The following is a 15,158-nucleotide window of genomic DNA, read 5'->3' as shown; positions in this document are numbered from 1 at the left end:
CTGCGAAGGGTGCTCGTCATGGCCTGGGTCCTGCTCGTCGTCGCCGGTCTGCTCGAGGTCGGCTGGTCGATCGGTATGAAGTACACCGACGGCTTCACCCGCCTCGTCCCCAGCCTGTTCACCGGCGCCGGAATCGCCGCCAGCATGCTGCTGCTGTCGTACGCCGCGAAGTCCCTGCCCATCGGTACCGCCTACGGCGTCTGGGTGGGGATCGGGGCGGCCGGTGCGGCCGTGTTCGGCATGGTGGTGCTGGGGGAGCCGGTCACCGCCGCGCGGATCTTCTTCGTCTCACTGCTGCTGGTCGCCGTGGTGGGGCTCAAGGCGACCAGCGGTCACTGAGTCGGCCCGGCGGTCACCGAGCGGGACCGGCGCTCACTCGTTGAGGATCGAGTTCCCCGGCCCGCCCGTGGTCCCCGTCGTCCCTCCGCCTCCGGTGTCCGTCCCGCCGGTGGAGGTGTCGCCGCCGGTACTGCCTCCGGTGTCTGTGCCGCCGGTCGTCGTGTCGCCCGTGGTGCCGCCGTCGGTGGTCGTGCCGCCGGTCGTCGTGTCGCCCGTGGTGCCGCCGTCGGTCGTGCCCCCGTCGGTCGTGCCGCCCGTCGTCGTGTCGCCCGTCGTGCCGCCGTCCGTCTCGCCCGGCGTCTCACCGCCGGTCGTACCCTCGCTGTCCTCGCCGCCCGTGGTGTCCCCGGTGGTGCCGCCGTTGTCCTGGCCGCCCGTGCCGGGGTCGCCCTTCGTCGGGTCGGTCGTCGGGTACTGGGGCAGCTCAGCGCCTTCCTGGAGCTCCAGGTCGAACTCGGTGACCGGCTTGCCCTTCAGGGCCTCCTTGGTGAACTGGGCCCAGATCGCGGTGGGCGGGCCGCTGCCGTTCATCCGGTCCACGCCCAGCGCGCCGTACAGGGACTTGTGGTGGGCCGTCACCGGGTCCTGGCCCATGACCGCGACGACGGTGGCGAGTTCCGGGGTGTAGCCGGCGAACCAGGCGGCGGTGTCCTCCTCCGCGGTGCCCGTCTTGCCCGCCGCCGGACGGCCCGCGGCCTGGGCCGGGGTGCCGGTGCCGTTCTCGACCACGCTCTGCAGGACCGAGGTGGTGGTGTCGGCGGCCTCGCGGCTGATGGCCTGGGAGGTCTTGCGCTTCGGCAGCTCGATGACGTCGGCGCCGTCCTTGGTGACCCGCTCGATCATGGTGTACGTGCCGTGCTTGCCGTGGTTGGCGAGCGTCGCGTAGGCCTCCGCCATGTCGAGGACGCTGGCGTGCGCCACACCCAGCGCGATCGACGGGGAGGCGTAGAGCTCCGGGGTGGCGCTGGGCAGGCCCAGTTCGATCGCGGTGTCCTTCACCTTCGCGGCGCCCACGTCCACGGCCATCTGCGCGTACACCGAGTTGACGGACTTGTCGGTGGCCGTACGGACGCTGATGTCGCCGTAGGAGTACTGGTCCTCGTTCTCGGGGGCGTAGGACTCCCCGGTCCAGCCCTGCACGGGACGCTTGTTGGTGCCGTCGTAGATCGTGTTCGGGGTGATCCGGCGGCCGTCCTGCGTGGTGGAGTCGTTCTCCACGGCCGAGGTGAACACGAACGGCTTGAAGGTGGAGCCGACCTGGAAGTCCCGGCGGGTGGCGTTGGGGGTGTACTGCTTCACGTAGTCGATGCCGTTGTACATCGCGACGACCTTGCCGGTCTTCGGGTCGACGGAGGCGCCGCCCGCGCGGACGTAGGTGTCGACCTTGTTGTTCTTCTTGTCCAGCTTGGAGATCAGCTGGTCGTTGACGGCGTCGACGAAGGCGTCCTGCTTGTCCTTCTGGATCGTGGTGGTGATGCGGTAGCCGCCGGCCTCCAGGGCGTCCTCGGTGGCGATCTTGTTCTGGATCAGATAGTCCTTCACGATCCGCACGAGGTAACCGCGCTGCCCCGAGAGGCTGGTGGAGACCGTGGCCTCCTTCGGCATCGGGAACTTCATGCCCGCCCGCTTGCTCTCGCTGAGCCAGCCCTTGGTGACCATGCCGTCCAGGACGTAGTTCCAACGGGCCACCGCCGCGGCCTTGTTCTCCGGGTGGGCGACGACGTCGTACTCGCTGGGCGCGTTGACCAGAGCGGCCAGATAGGCGGCGCGGGCCGGGTCGAGGTCCGCCGCGTCGACGCCGTAGTAGGCCTGGGCGGCGGCCTGGATGCCGTAGGCGTTGCGGCCGAAGAAGCTGGTGTTGAGGTAGCCCTCGAGGATCTCGTCCTTGGTCTTCTCGCGGTCCAGCTTGATCGAGATGAAGAACTCCTTCACCTTTCGGGTGACGGTCTGGTCCTGGGCCAGGTAGTAGTTCTTCACGTACTGCTGGGTGATCGTGGAGCCGGACTGCTTGCCCTCGCCGGTGGCCGTCTTCCAGGCGGCGCGGAGCATCGCCTTGGGGTCGATCGCGGACTCGGTGTAGAAGTCGCGGTCCTCGGCGGCCAGGATCGCGTGCCGGCCGTCCTTGGAGATCTGCGCGAGGGTGACGTTCTCCCGGTTGACCTGGCCGTCGCGGGCGATCACGGAGCCGTCCGCGTAGAGATAGACGTTGGCCTGCTTGGTGGCGAGCGCGTTGGCCGGCGGGATCTTGACCATGGAGTAGCCGAGGAAGAACAACCCGAACAGCAGCAACGCGCCGATGACGAAGGTGCCGAGCACCGTCCGCCAGGTCGGGATGATCCGCCGCCAGCCCGTCCGTTTCGGCCGACCGGCGCTCGGGGTCGGCTGCTGTGGCGGCTGCTGCTCGTCGCTCATGTCGTGCACGGACTCCTGTTTCGCGTCGTACGTTCCGGTACGCCTCGTACGCCTGACTGCGCCCCCATTGAAGACTCTCGCACCAGGCGTTCCGTTCCCGGAAACCGGCGCGTGTCCGCGGAAAGTGAGCGGGCTCTCGCGTCGGCGCCCCGGGAAAACGGCTGGCAGCCCTCGTCACCCGCGCACTAGGCTCCTGCGCTTCGGTGCCTGGCGCGGGCGAGGAGGGCTGTGGATGTGGGCTCGGGGCGGTTGTACTTAGCCGTCGCGGTGGGCGGGTTCAGACGATACGCGACATATCGGGCCGCGACGGCGGCCGGGGTGTTCACCAACACCGTCTTCGGCGTGATCCTCGTCTACACGTATCTGGCGCTGTGGGACGAGAAACCGCACCTCGGGGGCTACGACCAGGCGCAGGCCGTCACTTATGTGTGGCTCGGGCAGTGCCTCTACGCGACGCTGGCCATCCAGGGCGGCGGCGCCGAGAAGGACCTGATGGAGCGAATCCGCACCGGGGAGATCGCCGTCGACCTGTACCGGCCGGCCGATCTCCAACTGTGGTGGCTGGCGGGCGACATGGGGCGGGCGCTGTTCCAGATGCTGGGACGGGGCGTGATCCCGTTCGCGTTCGGCGCCCTGTTCTTCCCGATGGCGCTGCCGACGGAGCCCGGCCCCTGGGCGGCCTGTCTGGTCGCGCTGCTGCTCGCGATGGTGGTCAGCTTCGCGATCCGCTATCTGGCGGCGCTGAGCGTGTTCTGGCTGCTGGACGGCATGGGCGTCAACCAGTTCCTGATGATCACGGGGATCTTCTTCTCGGGCATGGTGCTGCCCCTGAACGCCTTCCCCGGTGTGTTCGGCGACATCGTGCTGGTGCTGCCCTGGGCGGCGCAGATCCAGATGCCGGCGGACGTGCTGATGGGGGAGACCGATCCGCTCCGGGCGTTCGCCTTCCAGGCGGCCTGGGCGGTGGTGCTGCTGACGGCGGGGCGGCTGCTGCAGTCGGCGGCGACGCGGCGGGTGGTGGTGCAGGGTGGGTGAGCGCTACGGCCTCGCCGAGGGGCTGCGTGCCTACGGGCTGATCGCCGGGATGTGGGTGCGGTCCAGCATGACCTACCGCACCTCCTTCGTGGTCACGGTGTTCGGCAACCTGATCGTGACCGCCCTGGACTTCGTGGCGATCCTGCTGATGTTCTCGCAGGTCGACTCGCTGGGCGGCTGGACGCTGCCCGAAGTCGCCTTCCTGTACGGGCTGTCGGTGACGTCGTTCGGGATCGCCGACCTGGTGCTCGGCTCGATGGACGTCCTGGGCGGGCGGATCCGCGACGGCTCCTTCGACACGCTGCTGGTGCGGCCCGCGCCGGTGCTCGCCCAGGTCGGCGCGGACCACTTCGCGCTGCGCCGCCTGGGCCGGATCACGCAGGGCGCGGTCGTCCTCGGGTACGCGGTGGTCGCGATCGACGTCGACTGGAGCGCGGCGAAGGTGCTGCTGGTACCGGTGATGGTGGTCAGCGGTGCGGCGATCTTCTCGGCGGTGTTCGTGGCGGGCGCCGCCTTCCAGATTCTCGTGCAGGACGCGGCCGAGGTGCAGAACGCGTTCACCTACGGCGGGACGACGCTGCTGCAGTATCCGCCGACCGTGTTCGGCAAGGACCTGGTGCGCGGGGTGACCTTCATGCTGCCGCTCGCCTTCGTCAACTGGGTGCCCGCCGCCTACGTGTTGGGGCGGCCGTACCCGATCGGCCTGCCCGAGTGGACGGCCTTCGCCTCACCGCTGGTGGCGGCGGCGTGCTGTGCGCTCGCCGGTCTGGCGTGGCGGGCCGGGCTGCGCTCGTATCGGAGTACGGGGAGTTAGGGAGTTGGGGGAATTGGGCGAGTTGGGCGAGACGGGTGAGTTGGACGAGTCGGGTGAGTTGGGGACAGTCATGCAGGACGGCGCGTTCATCGAACTCGACGGCGTCGAGAAGGTCTTCGACGTACGCAAGAAGACCGGCTTCCTGAAGCGGGAGCGGCGGCAGGTGCGGGCCGTCGACTCGATCTCCTTCACCGTGGCGCGCGGCGAGATGGTGGGCTACATCGGCCCGAACGGCGCCGGCAAGTCGACGACGATCAAGATGCTGACGGGGATCCTGACCCCGAGCGGCGGCCGGCTGCGCGTCGCCGGCATCGACCCGTCCCGCGAGCGCAGGCGGCTCGCGCATCGCATCGGGGTGGTGTTCGGGCAGCGTACGACGCTGTGGTGGGACCTGCCGCTGATCGACTCGTACAAGCTGATGCACCGCATGTACCGCATCCCGGACGGCCGTTACCGCGAGAACCTCGACCGGCTGGTCGAACTCCTGGACCTGGCCGCCCTGTTGGACGTCCCCGTGCGCCAGCTCTCGCTCGGCCAGCGGATGCGCGGCGACATCGCGGCGGCCCTGCTGCACGATCCCGAGGTGCTGTACCTCGACGAGCCGACGATCGGGCTCGACGTGATCTCGAAGGCGAAGGTCCGGGAGTTCCTGCGGGAGGTGAACACCGAGCGCGGCACGACGGTGCTGCTGACCACGCACGACCTCCAGGACATCGAGCAGCTCTGCTCGCGGGTGATGGTCATCGACCACGGGCGGATGATGTACGACGGCCCGCTCGCCGGGCTGCACGAGGTGGGGGAGAGCGAGCGCACCCTCGTGGTCGACCTGGAGCGTGAGCTGCCGCCGATCGAGGCGGCGCCCGCGCGCGTGGTGAAGGTGGAGGGCCCGCGGCAGTGGCTGGCGTTTCCGGCGGCCGAGTCGGCGGCGGTGCTGGTGGCGCGTATCGCGGCGGAGTATCCGCTGGTGGATCTGTCGGTGCGGGAGCCGGACATCGAGGCGGTGATCGCGAAGATGTACGCGGAGCAGGCGGAGGGGGCAGGGCGGGCGGTCTCGTAGCCGCGGGGCGGGGTTGCTCGTAGGCTGCTCTACATGAGCGACGATGCCCCGGAGCTGCGTGCGTCCGACGCCGATCGTGAACGAGTCGCCGAGGTCCTGCGGGACGCCCTCGCGGAGGGGCGGCTCGACATGGAGGAGTTCGAGGAACGGCTGGAGGCGACGTACAAGGCGCGTACGTACGGGGATCTGGCGCCGATCACCCGGGATCTGCCGGTCGGTGAGGTGGCCGTTCCCAAGGTCGACATGGTCAAGAAGTCCGGTGCTGTGGACGGCAGTTGGGCCGGGCGGATCGTCGGCGGTGAAGGTTCCTCGACGTGGGGCGTCGCCGTGATGTCGGGGTTCCAGCGCAAGGGGCGCTGGACGGTGCCGAGGCGGTTCACCGCCGTCGCCTTCATGGGGGGCGGGGAGCTCGATCTGCGGGATGCCGACTTCGCCGACCGGGAGGTCGTGATCAACTGCGTCGCGATCATGGGCGGCGTGGAGGTGATCGTGCCGCCGGGCGTCGAGGTGGTGATGCGGGGGATCGGGGTCATGGGGGGCTTCGATCACCTTGAGGAGAGCGAGTCGGCGGAGCCCGGGGCGCCTCGGGTGATCGTCACCGGGTTCGCCTTCTGGGGCGGTGTCTCGGTCGAGCGGAAGCTGACGCGGGCCCAGCGGCAGGAGCTCCGGGAGGAGCGGCGGCGGGAGAAGCTGGAGCGCAAGGCCGAGCGGCGGGAGCTGCGGGGTTCGGTGCGGGACGAGCAGTACGAGGCGCATCGACGGATGCTCGACGAGCATCGGGACCTGTGGCGCCATGGGCATGATGAGCGGGGTCATCGGCGGCGGCGGGCCCGGGAGCGGGACGAGGACTGAACGGCCGGGGCGGGTGCGGGACGAGGTTGAACGGCCGGGTCGGAGCCACCCCGGCCCGATCGACCCCTACAGCCCTGCCATCGCCCCCCTACAGCTCCGCCGGTGCCGCTCCCTTCAGGTCCTGGAGGTTGAAGGTTTCCGCCATCTGCTCGTAGCCCTTGTCGCTCGGGTGGAGGTGGTCGCCCGAGTCGTAGTCGGGGCGGAACTTGCGGGGGTTGTACGGGTCGCGCACGGCCTTGTCGAAGTCGGCGACCGCGTCGAAGACCCGGCCCGCGCGGATCTCGGCGTTGATCTGCTGGCGGACGTTCTCGCGGGCGTCGGTGTAGCCGCGGTGGCCCTGGAAGGGCATCAGGGTCGCGCCGACGACCTTCAGGCCGCGGGCGTGGGCCTGGCGGACCATGGTGCGCAGGCCGTCGAGGATGCGGTCGGGGTCGGCGAGGTTCGGGTTGCGCAGGATGTCGTTGACGCCGAGGTCGATGACGACGACCTTGACGTTCGTACGGGAGAGCACGTCGCGGTGGAAGCGGCCGACGCCGGCCTGGTTGTCCGCGGGGCGCCCGGAGCCGCTGGCCAGGATCTGGTTGCCGCTGATGCCCTGGTTGACGACGCTGTAGCGCGGCACGTCAGCCCCGGTGGCGACGGCCTCGCGCAGCCGGCGCGACAGGACGTCCGTCCAGCGGCGGTTGGCGTTCGAGGTGGACGTGATGCCGTCGGTCAGGGAGTCGCCGAAGACCACGACGGTGCCGTCGGACTCGTTGCTGAGCACGTCCAGCGCGGTCAGGTACCGCCAGGACTCGACCTGCCCCGTGTAGCCCACGCCGGTCGCGTCCTCGGTGAGGTCGCCCTCCGCGACGTAACTGGTCTGGCGCGCGTGGGGGTGGAAGGTCACCGGGCCGGACGGCGTGGGGGAGTAGGTGGTGACCAGGACGTCGGCGTCCGCCTGGATCGCCAGGCGCACGGCGTCGCTCAGCACCTGCTGCCCCGGCGGGACGACGACCGTTGTGTTGCCGCCGAAGGTCAGCCGCCGCATGGTCTCCGCGACGGCGGCCGCGGTCCCGGTACCGGCGGCCACGGCGATCGACGCGTGCGTGATCGTCAGCGCCGACTGGCCGTACAGGTTGGACAGCGTGATCCGGGCACTCGTACCGCCGACACTCGTGTGCACGACGTTGCGTACCGAACGGCCCACCAGGCCCTCGACCTCGGTGCCGGGCTCGGCGCCGACCGGGGACGCGGACCAGGCGCCGACCCAGATGCCGGTGGAGGCGGGGGCGGCGGGGCCTCGCTGGCTGCCTTCCCTGGTGGGGGCGCTCCTGGCGGTCGTGGTTCCGTCGTAGGAGGCGACTGAGACATATATGGCGACCGAGACCGCCACAATCAGTGCGATAACCCCCGAAAGCAGGGCATAACCGTTTCGCCTGGTCATGCGGTGCGTGTCTCCTCGGGCGGATGGGAGCCCGAGGCTCCGATGTGATCACCTCATGATGCGTCATAAGGCAGAGGGGAGTTGCACGGACCCCCCATTGGGCCGCCGGAGTTCATCCGGAGTTCGCCATCGACCTCCCCCCACCGGACAGACGCCGGGAACTCTTGATTCGTTCCAGGAGTCGGTCAGGTAGGGACAATGTGTGCGGGGGATCCTGGACGGGTGGAGCGGATGGAACGTACGAATCCGGATGAAACGGGAACGCCTGACGTAGAGCAGCATGCCCGGACGGATGCCGCCGATAACCGGCGTGTCCCCGCATCGGCCGTACGCGCGATGACGACGTTCACCGCAGCCGACGAGGAGAAGCAGCGCGGCGTACGGCAGATGAAGATCACCGCGACCGGGATGCTGCTGCTCGTGGCGCTGATCTACGTCCTCGCCAAATGGGCGTCGAACGAGGGCGCCGGCGCCTGGGCGGGCTATGTCGCCGCGGCCGCCGAGGCCGGCATGGTCGGCGCGCTCGCCGACTGGTTCGCGGTCACGGCCCTGTTCCGCCATCCGCTGGGCATCCCCATCCCGCACACCGCGATCATCCCCAACAAGAAGGACCAGCTGGGGGTCTCGCTGGGCGAGTTCGTCGGGGAGAACTTCCTCTCCGAGGACGTCGTACGGCAGCGGCTGCGCGCCGTCGGCATCGGCAGCCGGCTGGGCGCCTGGTTGGCGGAACCGGCGCACGCCGACCGGGTGACGGCCGAGCTGGCGACGGCACTCAGAGGTGCCCTGACGGTGCTGCGCGACTCCGACGTCCAGGCGGTGGTCGGCGAGGCGATCACCCGGCGGGCCGACGCCCGGGAGATCGCGCCCGGCATAGGAAAGCTGCTGGAGGGGATCGTCGCCGACGGCGGCCACAAGCGGGCCGTCGACCTGATCGTGACGAGGGCGTACGACTGGCTGGTGCTGCACGGCGACGACGTGATGGACGCCGTGCAGGGCGGCGCGCCCGGCTGGACGCCGAGGTTCGTCGACCGCAGGGTCGGCGAGCGTGTCTACAAGGAGCTGGTCCGCTTCTGCGTCGAGATGCGCGACATGCCCTCCCACCCGGCCCGCGGCGCCCTCGACCGGTTCCTCATCGACTTCGCCTCCGACCTGCAGTCCGACACCGACACCCGCGCGCGCGTGGAGCGGCTGAAGGGCGAGGTGCTGGCCCGGGGCGAGGTGCAGGACCTGATCGCGTCCGCCTGGACGGCCGTTCGCGCCATGATCGTGTCGGCGGCCGAGGACGAGCGCAGCGAGTTGCGCCTGCGCGTGCGGGCCTCCCTGCTGTCCCTGGGCGCCCGCATGGCCGCCGAGCCGTCCATGCAGAACAAGGTGGACCGCTGGGTCGAGGACGCCGCGGTGCACGTCGTGACGACGTACCGCAAGGAGATCACCTCCCTGATCACCGACACCGTGGCGAGCTGGGACGCCGAGCACACGACGAAGAAGATCGAGGCGCATATTGGGCGTGACCTGCAGTTCATTCGGATCAACGGCACGGTGGTGGGGTCGTTGGCCGGGTTGGTGATCTATACGGTGTCGCGGGCGTTGGGGGCGTAGGCGCTCCGCTGGTTGGGCCGTGGTGGGTTGTGGTTCGTCTGCGGCTGCGTTGTGGCTGGTCGCGCCCACGCGGCGGAGCCGCAAATCGACACAGCCCCGCGCCCCTGAGGGCGTGGCCGGACCGCAGCCGAATTCGCCAGGGACGCTTAGCCGGCCGGAGTCCCTGTGGGGCCGGTCCCGGCTCTCCTCGTGGTGAGAGCCGGGACCGGAGACCGCGCCTGCGTGGCCCTTACTGCGCCTCGCGGCGGGCGCGGTCGCGGCGGCGCAGTAGGAGGAGGCCGCCTGCGAGGGCGGTGATGCCGGTGGCGGCGGTCCAGGCGACGGTCTCGTTGGAGCCGGTGGCGGCGAGGTCGCCGGAGGCGGCGGATGCGGAGGGGGCGGCCGTGGTCCCCGTCTGCGGTCGCGGGTCCGACCCGGCGCCGGCCGACGCGGCTGCCGATGCCGACGGGGACGGGCTCGACGCACTCCCCGTGCCCCCGCCCCCCTGCGCCTTGTCCCGCGTGAACGCCAGCGTGCCGAAGCCGAGCTGGTCGTAGCCGCCGCTGTCGGGGCCGTAGTTCCCGCCGCCGCCCTCCGGCCCGGACTTCGCGACGATCTGCGTGAGGTACGTCGCCGACAGGCCCCGGCGCTTGGTGTAGTGGTTGGCGATCATCGCCCAGATGGGGCGGGTCATCGCCGGGTTCACGGGCGCGGCCTCGGTCACGGTCTCCGAGCCCGACCAGCCGTTGATCGCGCCCTTCCTGCGGGTGTTGTCGGTGAACGGAACGTCCCCGCCCATGGCCCACTTGGCGACGTACTGGGCGCCCTTGAGGAAGCGGCTGTCGTCGTAGCCGTAGAGGTCGATGCCCTGGTTCCACGCCATCTCGCAGAAGGTGCCCATCAGGCCGACGCCGAGCAGGGCGTGCCCCTGGTCGCGGCCGGCCTCCAGCCACTCGGCGAGTCCGTCGTCGTGCACGACGGGGATCGCGTTCCTGATCGAGCCGAGGCCCTCGCCGTGCTTGAAGTACTCGACGGCGCGGGCGACCTGGGCCTTGTCGTCGCAGAAGATGCCGGTCGCCAGGACGCAGGCCATGTTCGCCAGGTCCCAGTTGGTCCAGTAGTTGCTGACGACGGCGCCGTTGTGCCTGACCAGGAAGTCGTCGCTGAGCGGCGCGAAGACCTTGGTCAGCATCTCCTGGAACCTGCCGAGCTCGAAGTCGCCGTGGTCGCGCACGAGTTCGGCGGCGTTGGCGAACTGGTAGCCGTACAGACCCGCCGCGAGGAACCGGTCCGCGCTGCCCTGCACGCTGGTCAGCGTGGCCGACCAGGCGTTGAGGATCTCGACGGCGGTGTCCGCGTGGGCACTGTCGCCGCTGATGTGCCAGCGCAGGGCGTTCTGGTAGGCGGAATGGATGTCCTTGTAGAGCGCCGCGTAGTTCTGCGGGGTGCCCGCGCCCCGGTAGACCGTGGCGGCGGGGCGCGGCCGCCATGTGCTCTGCGCGTGCGGGTTGGTGGCCAGCCTCTCGAAACCGGCCTTGTAGGGTTCCGCGCCCGCCTTCACCTTGGCGGCCATACGGTCCAGGTCGGCGCGGGTGTGCAGAAGGCCGGGGTGCGCGTAGGCGCCGGCCGCGACGGCGGGGGTGGGCAGTACGGCCGTACCGATACCGACGGCTCCGGCTGCCGCGCCCGCGGCCTTGAGCATGCTCCGGCGGCTGATCTGTCGTGTCACGTCGTCATTCCTCGCGTGCCTGCGGCTGGGGACGGTGAGGAGACGGGGGGAGACTGCGGGGGATAACAGAAACTCCGGATGCCGATCAGGAGCCGCAGCAATGACCATCCGCAGGATCGTCCCCAACATCCAGGTCGAGGCGGAGGAACAGATGGCGACCAGCCGCGATTTCTACGGCCTCCTCGGCTTCGAGGAGGCCATGGACCTGGGCTGGGTGACCACCATGGCGTCCCCCGCCAACCCCACCGCCCAGATCAGCTTCTTCACCGAGGAACGCACCGCCCCCGTCGTCTCCGACCTGAGCGTGGAGGTCGAGGACGTCGACGCGGTGTACGCGCGCGTGCTGGCGTCGGGCGCGGAGGTGGTCCGGGAGATCCGGGACGAGGAGTGGGGGGTACGGCGGTTCTTCGTACGGGACCCGAACGGGCGGGTCGTGAACGTGCTGACGCACCTGCCCGCCGCGCGGAGTTCAGTCCGGGATGACGTGCGCGACCAGCCGTGACCGAGGGCCGGCGAACGCCCGGCGCAACGCCCGCGTCTCGCGGTCCCGCGCGGCGAGAACGCCCCGCTTGTCGACGTGGACGAGCACGACGTCGTGGCGGTCGACGACCTCGGAGATGCCGCCCACCTGGAGGGGCCGCGCAGCCGGACGGGGGCGCTCGCGCGCCGGATGCCCTGGTCGGCCAGTGTGCTGCCGCCGTATCCGCACAGAGCCACCGCGGCGATCACCGCGACGACGACGAACAGCAGGAGCAGCAGTAACACGTGGCCTCCAGGGGTGTTACGGGGTGGGCGCTCAGCGGGTGCTACCGGACGGGCGTCACACCAGTTCGGCCAGGCGGTCCACCTGGTCCGGGTCGAGGCCGTAGCAGTAGAGCATGACCTCGTCGGCGCCCAGGTCGGCGAACGCGGTGAGCGCGGTACGGATCTCGGCGGGGGAGGTCAGCAGGCCGGCCACCATGCGGTTGGCCATGCCGGTGAAGGCGTAGTAGGCGTGCATGCGGGCACGCGCGTCGTCGAGCACGTCCGGTGGGCCGAGCGCGACGTTCACCTGGGCCACGAGGCGGGGTTCGCCGTCGCGGCCGTACTCCTTCCAGAAGCCTCGGACGGTGTCGAACAGGCCGCCCGCCCAGGAAGCCGGTGCGGCGGAGAGGAAGCCGTCGCCCCAGCGGGCGACGCGTTCGAGGGCGGCGGGCTTGAAGCCGCCGAACAGCACCTGAGGGCCGCCGGGCCGGGCGGGCGCCGGACCGATCGGGCCGACACCGACACGGCCGTCGTAGCTGAGACCGTCGCCGTCGCCGACGCCGACGTACGGTTCGCCCCACCACAGGCGGCACATCAACGCCATCTGCTGGTCCAGGCGCCGGCCCCGGGTGCGCAGGTCGGTGCCCGCGGCGCGATGGTCGTCGTCCCGGCCGCCGACGCCCAGGCCGAGGACGAGGCGGTTGCCGCCGGTCATCCGGTCCAGGGTGGCGGCCTGCTTGGCCAGCAGGGCGGTGTCACGCAGCGGGGCGAGCAGGACCTCGGTCTGGACGCAGATGCGTGAGGTGGCGCCCGCCAGGACCGACAGGGCGACCAGCGGCTCGGGGTTGTCGTACACGAGCCGGTCGAGCAGACCGAGCGTGCTGAAGGGGCCGGCTTCGGCGCGCCGGGCCCAGGTGAGCAGGGCGGCCGGGTCGCCGATGGGCAGGCCGATGCCCACGTTCGTACCGACGTTGGTCATGGAGGAGCCTCCGGAATGAGGGGTCGACAAAGACAGCTGCCGCCCCTCCTGCACCTCAGTGATCCCGATGGGCCTCAGTGAGGTGGGACGCTCCCGTTCTGCGGCGTGTTTCCGGGGGAACGTCTCTTCGAAGTCGGCTCACAGTAGGCCGAGCCGACTTCGCGGGACAAACGATTTGATGTCACCGGGACATAGGAGGGCGGGACATCGAAGGGCATGCGGAGGCCCGTTCGAGTACGACCGTCCGCATGCCCCCCGGCCCGCTCTCCTCGTGCCGCACGCGCAGCCCGGCGGTGCGGAGTTGCTCCAGCACCCAGGCGTGGGAGAGCCGCAGTTTGCGGTAACTGTGGGCGGTGAGGGTCCAGTCGGCGTCCGCGCCGTCCCGGGTGTGGATCAGGTCGTGCACGACGACCGTGTAGTCGTTGTAGTCGTCCGGGTACTCCAGGAAGCAGGTCATGATCCGGTTCTCGGTGGCCCGGACCGGGAGGAAACGGTCGGTGCCGGTGAGCGGGACCGTCAGGTCGCGGTAGCCGAACACGGCCGTCCCGCCGGGCGCGAGCGCGGCGGCGGCATCGGCGAAGAGGGCGGCCACGTCACCGCGGGTCGGCAGATGCGTCAGCGTGTCCCCCAGACAGACGACGGCTGCCGCCGACCCGGGCCGCACCAGCTCCCGCAGCGCCGAGCGCACATCCGCCCGCACCGGCCGTACCGCGCTCAAGTCGGCCGCGTGGGCGGCGAGTTCGTCCAGCAACGGCCGGCTCAGATCGACCGCGAGGACGGAGTCGAAGCCCAGCCCGGCCAGCGCGAGGCTCGCGTGCCCCGGCCCGCACCCCAGATCCACGGCGAGCGCCCCGCCCGCCGGACCGGCCGCGGACTCCGGGGTCACACCCCACGCCGAGAGGGAGGCGCGCTGCACCGCGGCGAGCGCGTCGAGATCGCCGCCGAGCATCCAGGTGTAGTGCTCGGCGAGGAAACGGTCGTAGTGGTGGACGGCTTGGTCCAGCGCCTCAGCGGTCGTCGTTGCGGTTGTCGTTGCGGTCGTCGCGGTCGTCATCAGGGGACGGCTCCCTTCGGTCCGGCGGACGAGGGAAATGTAGGGCGTGGTACGGGAGTTGGGCGGCTCGCCCGAACGAAATTCGGTGTCCCGGGAAGAATGGCGGCCATGGACGACACTGATTCGGCGATCCTCACCCATCTCCAGCGCGATGCACGGCTCACCAACCGCGAACTCGCCCGCAGGATCGGCATCGCACCCTCCACCTGCCTGGAACGGGTCCGCGCCCTGCGCGCCCGCGGTGTGATCACCGGCTACCACGCTGCCGTACAGCCACGCCTGCTGGGCCGCTCGCTCCAGGCGCTGGTCTTCGCCCGCCTGCGCCCGCTCAGCCGTGAGGTGATCCACGACTTCGAGGGCTATCTGACCCGACTCCCCGAGGTCGTCTCGGTCTTCGTGGTCTCCGGCGACGACGACTTCCTCGTCCATGTGGCCGTCCCGGACATCGAGCACCTGCACGCCTTCCTCATGGACCGCTTCAGCGCCCGGCGCGAGGTGGTGAGCTTCCGCAGCTCGGTTATCTACCGGCGGACGGAGACACGCGTGCTGACGCCCATGGAGAACGGTCGGGACGCGGGCTGAGCCTCAGACCCCGTCGAGCAGCGACATGAGTCCGTGGTCCAGCTCCGGCCCCAGGTCCTCTCTCCCCGGCCCGACGACGGCGTACGACCGTTGCAGGAACCGTCGGAGCGAGGCCGTACCGAACCGGATCGCGGCCATGCCGTGCGGCGCGTGGAACTCCACGACCGTGCGGGACCGCCCGCACGGCACGATGCGGACGTCCCCGATCCCGGCCGTACCGCTCCCGCCGAGCCCCTCCTCCAGCAGCGAGCGGGCGAACGTCCACGTGGCCCCCCGCTCGTCGTCCGAGACGTGGGCGGGGAAGTCGATGCTCACGGCGAAGGGGTCGGCGGCGGAGTAACGCAGGGTGGGGCGTATCGGCAGTTGCCGGTAGCCGGGGGTGATGAGGCGCGCGCGGGCGGGCTGTTGGAAGGTCTGGAGGGTGTGGCGCATGGTCGGTCTGCTCCGGTGTAGGTGGCGTAGGTGACATCGCGCCTTCTCGACTCGGCGGCGGGCCCTTTGATTACGCCGAACCGGAACCCGCACCCTGTGATCTAAATCACGCGAACCGTTTAGTT

The 15,158-nt window shown here is 70.4% G+C and carries 15 protein-coding genes; 8 read left to right on the top strand and 7 right to left on the bottom strand.

What is annotated here, in order from left to right:
* Positions 1-18 precede the first annotated feature (18 nt).
* Positions 19-339 carry a DMT family transporter gene (locus ACIA8X_RS07235; RefSeq protein WP_399457945.1) on the top strand — a complete coding sequence of 107 codons (321 nt, stop codon included), beginning with the start codon at positions 19-21 and terminating at the stop codon, positions 337-339.
* Between the two features lie 33 nt (positions 340-372).
* Here the strand turns inward: ACIA8X_RS07235 and ACIA8X_RS07230 are convergent, their stop codons facing one another.
* Positions 373-2,751: a transglycosylase domain-containing protein gene (locus tag ACIA8X_RS07230; RefSeq protein ID WP_399457944.1), complete on the bottom strand. Its 2,379-nt coding sequence runs from the start codon at positions 2,749-2,751 to the stop codon at positions 373-375.
* Positions 2,752-2,985: 234 nt separating this feature from the next.
* Here ACIA8X_RS07230 and ACIA8X_RS07225 point away from each other — a divergent pair, with 234 nt between their 5' ends.
* The 4 genes from ACIA8X_RS07225 to ACIA8X_RS07210 all read left to right on the top strand — a co-directional run bounded on the left by ACIA8X_RS07225 (position 2,986) and on the right by ACIA8X_RS07210 (position 6,509).
* The gene (locus ACIA8X_RS07225; RefSeq protein WP_393457645.1) at positions 2,986-3,786 is read left to right on the top strand and encodes an ABC transporter permease; all 801 of its coding nucleotides are present in this window, start codon (positions 2,986-2,988) and stop codon (positions 3,784-3,786) included.
* Positions 3,779-4,600: an ABC transporter permease gene (locus ACIA8X_RS07220; protein ID WP_393457338.1), complete on the top strand. Its 822-nt coding sequence runs from the start codon at positions 3,779-3,781 to the stop codon at positions 4,598-4,600. The genes ACIA8X_RS07225 and ACIA8X_RS07220 overlap by 8 nt, the downstream gene beginning before the upstream one ends.
* A 70-nt stretch (positions 4,601-4,670) precedes the next feature.
* The gene (locus tag ACIA8X_RS07215) at positions 4,671-5,657 is read left to right on the top strand and encodes an ATP-binding cassette domain-containing protein (RefSeq protein WP_393457648.1); all 987 of its coding nucleotides are present in this window, start codon (positions 4,671-4,673) and stop codon (positions 5,655-5,657) included.
* Between the two features lie 33 nt (positions 5,658-5,690).
* Entirely contained in the window at positions 5,691-6,509 is an 819-nt protein-coding gene (locus ACIA8X_RS07210; protein WP_393457341.1) for a DUF1707 domain-containing protein, read from the top strand.
* 88 nt (positions 6,510-6,597) lie between these two features.
* On the opposite strand, the gene ACIA8X_RS07205 is transcribed toward ACIA8X_RS07210, so the two are convergent.
* Entirely contained in the window at positions 6,598-7,935 is a 1,338-nt protein-coding gene (locus tag ACIA8X_RS07205) for an SGNH/GDSL hydrolase family protein (RefSeq protein WP_393457344.1), read from the bottom strand.
* 198 nt (positions 7,936-8,133) lie between these two features.
* Between ACIA8X_RS07205 and ACIA8X_RS07200 the strand changes: the two genes are divergently transcribed.
* A complete protein-coding gene (locus ACIA8X_RS07200; RefSeq protein WP_393457347.1) occupies positions 8,134-9,534 on the top strand; it encodes a DUF445 domain-containing protein in 1,401 nt (466 codons plus the stop codon).
* A 229-nt stretch (positions 9,535-9,763) separates the two neighbouring features.
* Here the strand turns inward: ACIA8X_RS07200 and ACIA8X_RS07195 are convergent, their stop codons facing one another.
* On the bottom strand, positions 9,764-11,215 hold the full coding sequence (locus ACIA8X_RS07195) for an alginate lyase family protein (RefSeq protein WP_399457980.1): 1,452 nt from the start codon (positions 11,213-11,215) through the stop codon (positions 9,764-9,766).
* 127 nt (positions 11,216-11,342) lie between these two features.
* On the opposite strand from ACIA8X_RS07195, the gene ACIA8X_RS07190 reads away from it, so the two are divergent.
* On the top strand, positions 11,343-11,744 hold the full coding sequence (locus ACIA8X_RS07190; RefSeq protein WP_393457350.1) for a VOC family protein: 402 nt from the start codon (positions 11,343-11,345) through the stop codon (positions 11,742-11,744).
* Here the strand turns inward: ACIA8X_RS07190 and ACIA8X_RS07185 are convergent.
* From ACIA8X_RS07185 to ACIA8X_RS07175, 3 genes are all read right to left on the bottom strand, one after another.
* Positions 11,712-11,870, bottom strand: a complete 159-nt coding sequence (locus tag ACIA8X_RS07185) for a hypothetical protein (RefSeq protein ID WP_399457943.1) — start codon at positions 11,868-11,870, stop codon at positions 11,712-11,714. The genes ACIA8X_RS07190 and ACIA8X_RS07185 overlap by 33 nt on opposite strands.
* 192 nt (positions 11,871-12,062) lie before the next feature.
* Positions 12,063-12,965 carry an LLM class flavin-dependent oxidoreductase gene (locus ACIA8X_RS07180; RefSeq protein WP_399457942.1) on the bottom strand — a complete coding sequence of 301 codons (903 nt, stop codon included), beginning with the start codon at positions 12,963-12,965 and terminating at the stop codon, positions 12,063-12,065.
* A gap of 181 nt (positions 12,966-13,146) precedes the next feature.
* Positions 13,147-14,019, bottom strand: coding sequence for a class I SAM-dependent methyltransferase (locus ACIA8X_RS07175; protein ID WP_399457941.1), 873 nt, complete (start codon positions 14,017-14,019; stop codon positions 13,147-13,149).
* Positions 14,020-14,127: 108 nt separating this feature from the next.
* On the opposite strand from ACIA8X_RS07175, the gene ACIA8X_RS07170 reads away from it, so the two are divergent.
* Positions 14,128-14,601 (top strand): Lrp/AsnC family transcriptional regulator, encoded by a 474-nt coding sequence (locus ACIA8X_RS07170; protein ID WP_393457362.1) that lies wholly within the window; start codon positions 14,128-14,130, stop codon positions 14,599-14,601.
* A 3-nt stretch (positions 14,602-14,604) separates the two neighbouring features.
* Here ACIA8X_RS07170 and ACIA8X_RS07165 read toward each other — a convergent pair whose 3' ends face one another.
* Positions 14,605-15,033: an SsgA family sporulation/cell division regulator gene (locus ACIA8X_RS07165; protein WP_393457365.1), complete on the bottom strand. Its 429-nt coding sequence runs from the start codon at positions 15,031-15,033 to the stop codon at positions 14,605-14,607.
* Positions 15,034-15,158 lie beyond the last annotated feature (125 nt).

The sequence above is a fragment of the Streptomyces sp. NPDC051738 genome, from assembly GCF_044453205.1.
In the GTDB taxonomy this organism is placed as follows: Bacteria; Actinomycetota; Actinomycetes; order Streptomycetales; family Streptomycetaceae; genus Streptomyces.
The sequence above is the reverse complement of the archived record's forward strand: the minus strand, read 5'-3'. Positions and strand labels throughout refer to the sequence as shown.

Bases quoted from the DNA above. Each gene is read 5' to 3' on its own strand.
- ACIA8X_RS07190 (WP_393457350.1), top strand. From the start codon at position 11,343: ATGACCATCCGCAGGATCGTCCCCAACATCCAGGTCGAGGCGGAGGAA.
- ACIA8X_RS07180 (WP_399457942.1), bottom strand. From the start codon at position 12,965: ATGACCAACGTCGGTACGAACGTGGGCATCGGCCTGCCCATCGGCGAC.
- ACIA8X_RS07165 (WP_393457365.1), bottom strand. From the start codon at position 15,033: ATGCGCCACACCCTCCAGACCTTCCAACAGCCCGCCCGCGCGCGCCTC.
- ACIA8X_RS07210 (WP_393457341.1), top strand. From the start codon at position 5,691: ATGAGCGACGATGCCCCGGAGCTGCGTGCGTCCGACGCCGATCGTGAA.
- ACIA8X_RS07170 (WP_393457362.1), top strand. From the start codon at position 14,128: ATGGACGACACTGATTCGGCGATCCTCACCCATCTCCAGCGCGATGCA.
- ACIA8X_RS07205 (WP_393457344.1), bottom strand. From the start codon at position 7,935: ATGACCAGGCGAAACGGTTATGCCCTGCTTTCGGGGGTTATCGCACTG.
- ACIA8X_RS07235 (WP_399457945.1), top strand. From the start codon at position 19: ATGGCCTGGGTCCTGCTCGTCGTCGCCGGTCTGCTCGAGGTCGGCTGG.
- ACIA8X_RS07215 (WP_393457648.1), top strand. From the start codon at position 4,671: ATGCAGGACGGCGCGTTCATCGAACTCGACGGCGTCGAGAAGGTCTTC.
- ACIA8X_RS07175 (WP_399457941.1), bottom strand. From the start codon at position 14,019: ATGACGACCGCGACGACCGCAACGACAACCGCAACGACGACCGCTGAG.
- ACIA8X_RS07230 (WP_399457944.1), bottom strand. From the start codon at position 2,751: ATGAGCGACGAGCAGCAGCCGCCACAGCAGCCGACCCCGAGCGCCGGT.
- ACIA8X_RS07195 (WP_399457980.1), bottom strand. From the start codon at position 11,215: ATGCTCAAGGCCGCGGGCGCGGCAGCCGGAGCCGTCGGTATCGGTACG.
- ACIA8X_RS07200 (WP_393457347.1), top strand. From the start codon at position 8,134: ATGTGTGCGGGGGATCCTGGACGGGTGGAGCGGATGGAACGTACGAAT.